The sequence below is a fragment of the Solimonas terrae genome (assembly GCF_011067135.1).
GTDB classification, from domain to species: domain Bacteria; phylum Pseudomonadota; class Gammaproteobacteria; order Nevskiales; family Nevskiaceae; genus Solimonas; species Solimonas terrae.
In genome coordinates, this window is sequence record NZ_JAAMOW010000006.1 from 331,171 (window position 1) to 337,588 (window position 6,418).

Below are 6,418 nucleotides of genomic sequence, written 5' to 3' on the forward strand. Positions count from 1 at the left end.
GTAGGACGGTTGTTTTGCCTGCGCAAATGCTGCGGCGCCACGCTGCCGCGCGCCGCTTCAGCGGCTTCGGCTATCTTCCTGTCGCCGGACGAGCGCAGAATGCGGCCGGGGCACACGCAAGATCCCGCATGAAACAGACGCATGGTTCAGGGGAGAGGTCTTGAAAGGACGACAAGCGGGCTGGCGACGCCGGGTGTGCCGGGCACTGCTGGTCGCCGCCCTGCTGAACAGCGCCATGGCCAGCGCGGCAGCGGCGCGCGTGCCGGCATCGGCGCCGGTCAGCGCGGCGCATGCGCCGGCCGCCGCAAGCGCCGCGACCCCCGCGGCGACGCCTGCAGTACCCACGGTGTCGCCGGACGAGGCCGCGCGCAATCAGCTGCGCACCGAGATCGCCGATCTGCGTGCCCTGCTCGATGACCGGCTGCCGGCACATACCGAACTGCAGTCGCTGTTCGAGATCGATCTCAAGGACGAAGCCGCCGTCGCGCAACGCGTGCTGAGCCTGCAGCAGCGGCTCGTGGAACCGGCGCCACCGCCGGACGCGGCGCTCGCCGACAAGGCCGACATCGACAGCCTGCGCATCGAACGCGATCGCCTGCGCCTGGCGTTTCTGAAACTGCCGGTCGAACGACGTGACGCATTGCTGGAGCGCGATCGCCTGCGCCATCAGCAGGAAAGTCTGGCGGCAGAACAGCAGGCGGCTGCCGACGCACTGGCGGCCAGCGAACAGGCTCGCGACCAGGCGCTCGCCGACGCCAGCCACACGCGCAATCGCGTCGAACGCGCACGCGCCAACCGCCTGGCGCGGCTGCTGGCGTATTCCAGCGAGTTGTCGGCGCTGCGCCAGACCTGGACGCAGGACGCCCAGGCGCGGCTCGAACAGCGCCGCAAACTGCTCGACCGCTACGCCACCGTCACTGGCGGGCCGCCGCTGCCGGCCACCACCGCCGATGCGCTGTATGTCGAAATCCGCGGCGATCTGCGCGATCTGCGCACGCAGGCCGATCAGGCGCTCAGCGCGCTCAACAGCGACTCGACGGTGCCGCCCCTGGCCGACAACGGCGATGCGGATGCCGACGGCGCGGGCGATGGCGACGATGCGCAGATCGCCGAGCTGCGCCGCAAGATCGCCGCCGATCAGCTCGACCTGCAGAACCGCGAAACGGACGACCGCTACCAGCGCGCCAATGACGTGATGGACACCCTCGGTACGCTGCAGGCACGTCGGGTCGCGCTGCTGCCGATGCTGTCCGATGCGCAGCGCGCCGAGGCGACCGGCTTCACCAGCAACGGCCTCGAACGGCTGACCAGCGAGATCGCGCATCTGCGCCTGATGGCGCGCTGGTATCCGGTGCAGCGTCTGCATCGCGTCCGCAGCTTCACCAGCCTGCTGCACAACGTGTTCGCTGCCGGCCGCGTCGGTGTCGGCCTGGCCACGCTGATCGTGCTGCTGGTCGGTCTGTCGTGGGTGCGTCGCAACAGCCGGCCCTGGCTGCGGCGCGCGCAGAACTGGCTGTCGGCGCAGGAGGTGCAGCCGCGCACGCTGATGCTGCGTGTCGATCGCCTGATGCAGATGCTGATCGCCATCGCGCACGAGCTGGTCGTGCTGCTCGGCGTCTACCTGATCTTCGACCAGCTGCTGCGCGACGCGGCCGGCGCGCCGGAACTCGCGACCATCCGCAAGCTCGCATACGCCTACGCCTGGTATGCGCTGGCGCTGGCCTTCATCCACCGCGTGCTGCTGACCGCGGTGTCACGCTATCGTGCCGTCGATCCGCTGCTGAGCGAAAAGATTCGCAAATCACTGCGGCTGGTCGCGCAACTGGTGTTGTTCGTCTACGCGTATCTGATCATCGCGCAGGTGCTGCTCGGCCGCGGTGCGCTGTACGGCATCGCGCGCGATGTCGCCGCGGTCGGCGCGTTCCTGGTCGCGTGGCGACTGATCCACGACTGGCGCACGGAAGTCACGCAGGCGTATCTGCGCCTGTCACCGACCGGCCGGCTCGCCGAACACGTACGCAAGAGCCAGGGCCACCGCTACGGTCTGGCCGTGACCGTCGCCGCCTTCGGTTTCGTCGCCGCGCGCGGCGTCTGGATCTGGGCGCGCGATCTGGCGCTCGGCTTTCGCCAGACACGCAAGGCGCTCGCCTATCTGTTTCGCCGCCAGCTCGAACGCCAGTCCAGGCACCAGCCGGCAGCGCCTGATCCCGGCCTGCTGCCGGCCGACCTGCAGGCGGCGCTCAGCGAAGACCCGGCGACCGACGATCTGCGCATCGACCGCTACACGCAGCTGCCGGAGATCGCCACGATCGGCGAACGCCTGCGCGAAGGCGGGCCGGGCGCGATGATCGCGCTGAGCGGTGAACGCGGCGCCGGCAAGACCACCTGGCTGCTGGCACTGCAGGAAAAACTCGGCGACACGCTGCCGTGCCACATCGCCACGCCGGCATCGCGCATGACCGATGCCGACGACATCCGCCGCTTTCTCTGCGGGCTGTTCGGTCTCGATGACGGCACGGCGCCGGACGAGCTGATCGCCGCGGTGCTGGCGGCGCCGCCGCAGGTGGTGATGATCGATCTTGCGCAGAACCTGATGCTGCGCGCCGTCGGCGGCCTGGCCGGCTACGAACTGTTCATCCGGATCGCGCAGAAGACGCTGCCGCGCGTGTTGTGGGTCGTCGCGTTCGCCAAACCGCCGTTCGAATATCTGCAGCGTACCCGGCCCGGCCGCGAGGTCTACGACCGCGTCGTGCGCATGACGCCGTGGACCGAACGCGAGATCGCGGCGCTGATCACCGCCCGCATGGCCTACGCCGGCTACACCGCCGACTACGACCAGCTGCTGATCAATGGCGTGACACTGGCGCCCGCGCGCGGATCGGCGATCAACGACGGCACCGCCACCGAACGCATCGCCGATCGCTATCACCGTCTGGTCTGGGATTACTCGGACGGCAATCCGCGTCTGGCGCTGCACTTCTTCCGCCTGTCGCTGACGCACAGCGGCGAGCGCACGGTCACGGTGCGCCTGTTTCCGATGCCGCCGGCGCACGCGCTCGACGGCACGCTGACGCGCACGCGACTGGTGCTGGCCTGCCTGTTCCATCACGAGAACCTGACCGCTGCCGAGGCCGCACAGTCGCTGCGTTTTCCGCTCGACGAGTGCGCCCATGCGCTCGACCTCCTGCATCGCCAGGGTTTCCTGAGCCGCGAGGCCGATGCGCGCTACCGCGTCACCAGCCACTGGAACCGCGCCGTGCTGCGCTTCCTGCAGCGGCAGAAGCTGCTGGCGGTCTAGGGCCCGTCAACGCCAATGACATCGCCGTGACCTATCGGCCCCGCATCGAACCGAGTGACCCGACCCATGGATGACGCCAGCCAGGTTCTCAAGTTCATACGCCCCGGCGGCATTCCGACCGCGCTGCTGATCATCATCATCGCCTGGGGGCTCGTGCAGCTGCTGCACAAGATCGGCGAGCAGCTCGGCAACCGCATGGTCGATCGCCGGCTGGCAACCAACCAGATCGTCACGATCCTGCGTTTCATGCTCTACATCGGCGCGTTCGCCGCCGCCGTGCCGGTGGTGTTCGCGCTGACCAAGGAGATGATGATCGCGCTCGGCGGCACGATCGCCGTCACCATCGGCTTCGCGCTCAAGGACCTCGCGGCGTCGATCATTGCCGGCATCACGCTGCTGGTCGACAAGCCGTTCCAGGTCGGCGACCGCGTCAGCTTCGACGGCCACTACGGCGAGATCGTCTCGATCGGCCTGCGCTCGGTGCGGCTCGCCACGCTCGACGACAATCTGGTGACGATCCCGAACAACAAGTTCCTCAACGAGAGCGTCTCCAGCGGCAACGCCGGCCAGCTGCACATGCTGATCCAGCAGGACTTCTACATCGGCATCGATCAGGACCTCGAAACCGCCAAGCGCATCGCCCAGGAAGCGATCACCTCCTGCCCGTATGCCTATCTCGAGCGGCCGTGGTCGGTGCTCGTCAATGAGGTGATACATGAGCAGTACATTTCGCTGCGCCTGCGCACCAAGGTCTACGTGATGGACGTGCGCAACGAGAAGCTGCTGGAGTCCGACGTCACCGAGCGCGTCGTCAGCGGCTTTGCCGCAGCCGGCATCGGCCGGCCGGCAATTCTCTATCGCGAAGCGCCGGCAACGGCTGCCGCCGACGGGGCCGCTGCCGTGGGCGACAGCGCGCCGCAGGGCAGCAGCCCGTCGCGCCGGAGAACCGGCAGCGTCGCCCCTGCCGGAACCGCTAAGGCTTCGCCGCGCCGACCAGCACGTAATGATTGATGTAACCGGCGCGGTCGTAGTACAGGTTGAGCGAGCGCTGCATCTGCTCGCGCGTGACCCGACCATCGAGGAAGGCCGCGTGCGAGAAATTGATCAGATGCATGAAGTGATTGCGCCATGAAAATTCGGTCGCGTCGTCGAGCACTTCGAGATCGAAGCCGACCCGTTCGTAGAGCTTGCGGTAGTCGTCGAGACTGGCGACATAGTTGTCGCTGGTGCGCCGCTGGTGCGTGCCTTCCGCGGTCTGCGCGATGAGGATGTCGCTCAGCACCAGATGGCCGCCGGGCTTGAGTACGCGCAACGCTTCGCGCAGGAATTTCTCGCGCGTATTGAAATGAAATGCCGCCTCGACGCAGACCACGGCATCGAAGGAATTGTCCGGAAATTCCAGCGCGGTCGCATCCATCAGCATGAAGTGCGCGCCCGGCACGTTCTCGCGTCCGCGCGCCAGCTGCTTTTCGGAAATGTTGATCGCCGTGATCTGCTCGGGCTTGTAGTGCCGCGACAGATAGCGCGTGGTTTCACCCTTGCCGCAGGCCACATCGAGGACCTTGCCCTGCGGTGACGGAATGAAGCCGACCAGTCGCGCCATCAGCGCGTCGCAGGCGGTTTTCGCGTCCTGCTCCGGCGCCGTGCGATAGCCGAAATTCGTGTAGTCGCTGCCGCCGTAGTACGCGAGCAGATGCGGGCTGAACATCGACGCGTCGTAGAAATCGTTGATGTTGGTGTTCAGCTGGACTGCGGACTTCGACATCGACATCTCTCCCCCGAAAGATTGTTTGGAACCCGACCCCGACCGGGCACGCGCGTGGCACAGACCTTACCGGATCGGACCGGCGCCGGTCTTGGCAAATTCTGCTCCACTCCGGAACCTCGGCATCTTGCCCCGGCGACATGCACGGATGATGACCATACGGCAGCGCCGTTTCGCCCGCACGGCCGGGGAGCGCGGCGGCGACCGGCGCGCCGGCCAGGGGGCTTCCCGCCGCCGCACGGACCAGCCAAGATCGACCATCCGCCCCGCTCCGGAGCCTGCGTCATGAGCCTCAAGCTGCACGTCTTCCCGCCCTCTCCGCGTGCCTTCAAGGTGCTGTTCGCGGCCCATCAGCTGGATGTCGACTACGAACTGGTGCCGGTCAATTTCGCAAACGGCGGCACAAAGACGCCGGGCTTCACGGCGCTCAATCCCAACCAGCGCATGCCGGTGCTCGAGCACGACGACTTCTCGCTCTGGGAATCCAATGCGATCGTCCAGTACCTGGCCTCGCTGAAGCCCGAGTCCGGCTACCTGCCGGCCGATCTGAACGGGCGCATGCAGGCGATCAAATGGCAATTCTGGGAAAGCAGCCACTGGGACCCGGCCTGCGCGATCTACATGTTCGAGAACGTCGTCAAGAAGCTGTTCAGCCTCGGCGAGCCGAATCCCGCCGAGCTCGAACGCGGTCGCCAGCTGTTCGCGCGCCTGGGGCCGGTGCTGGACGGCCAGCTCGGCAGGACCGCCTGTCTCGCCGGTCCGCGCATGACCGTCGCCGACCTGTCCGTCGCCCCGAGTCTGTCGAGCGCCGAGCTGGCGCAGATGCCGATCGCCGACTACCCGAACCTGCAGCGCTGGCTCGCCGAGATGCAGGCGCTGCCGGCCTGGGGGCAGGCGCGGGCTTTGCAGAGACCGGCGGCATAGCGACGGCAGCGCGTTTCATCACGAAACTTCCGAAAGCTTTTTTCAACGCGCGTACCGCCTTGAAGGAGACAGGCCGATCGCTTTCAAAGCGACCGGACGTCGTCGCTGCCGCCGCATCGCCTACATCCGGAACACCCCGTAGCGCGGCTCTTCGATCGGCGTGTTGAGCGCGGCGGAGATGGCCATGCCGAGGGCGTTGCGGGTATCGACCGGATCGAGGATGCCGTCGTCCCAGATTTCCGACGTGGACCAGTAGGCGCTCTGCTTGCGCTTGAATTCGCCGAGCACCGGATCGCGGATCGCGTCGATATCGGCCTGCGTCAGCTTCCTGCCCTGCTTGGCGAGCTGGCGGATCTTGACGTCGGCGAGGGTATTGGCGGCCTGCTCGGCGCCCATCACGCTGATCTGACTCTGCGGCCATGCGAACATGA

Annotated in this window: 5 protein-coding genes; 3 read left to right on the forward strand and 2 right to left on the reverse strand. The window is 67.1% G+C overall.

Going from position 1 to position 6,418, the window contains the following annotated elements; genetic code table 11:
* The first annotated feature begins 160 nt into the window (after positions 1 to 160).
* The gene (locus tag G7Y85_RS13410) at positions 161 to 3,298 is read left to right on the forward strand and encodes an ATP-binding protein (protein WP_166257901.1); all 3,138 of its coding nucleotides are present in this window, start codon (positions 161 to 163) and stop codon (positions 3,296 to 3,298) included.
* A gap of 66 nt (positions 3,299 to 3,364) precedes the next feature.
* Positions 3,365 to 4,309 carry a mechanosensitive ion channel family protein gene (locus G7Y85_RS13415; protein WP_166257903.1) on the forward strand — a complete coding sequence of 315 codons (945 nt, stop codon included), beginning with the start codon at positions 3,365 to 3,367 and terminating at the stop codon, positions 4,307 to 4,309.
* Here the strand turns inward: G7Y85_RS13415 and G7Y85_RS13420 are convergent.
* The gene (locus G7Y85_RS13420; RefSeq protein WP_166257905.1) at positions 4,272 to 5,063 is read right to left on the reverse strand and encodes a class I SAM-dependent methyltransferase; all 792 of its coding nucleotides are present in this window, start codon (positions 5,061 to 5,063) and stop codon (positions 4,272 to 4,274) included. The genes G7Y85_RS13415 and G7Y85_RS13420 overlap by 38 nt on opposite strands.
* Before the next feature lie 285 nt (positions 5,064 to 5,348).
* Here G7Y85_RS13420 and G7Y85_RS13425 point away from each other — a divergent pair, with 285 nt between their 5' ends.
* Positions 5,349 to 5,987 carry a glutathione S-transferase family protein gene (locus G7Y85_RS13425; protein WP_166257907.1) on the forward strand — a complete coding sequence of 213 codons (639 nt, stop codon included), beginning with the start codon at positions 5,349 to 5,351 and terminating at the stop codon, positions 5,985 to 5,987.
* A gap of 120 nt (positions 5,988 to 6,107) precedes the next feature.
* On the opposite strand, the gene G7Y85_RS13430 is transcribed toward G7Y85_RS13425, so the two are convergent.
* Positions 6,108 to 6,418 (reverse strand): carboxyl transferase domain-containing protein (locus G7Y85_RS13430; protein ID WP_277817166.1); only part of this gene is annotated, 311 nt, incomplete at its 5' end.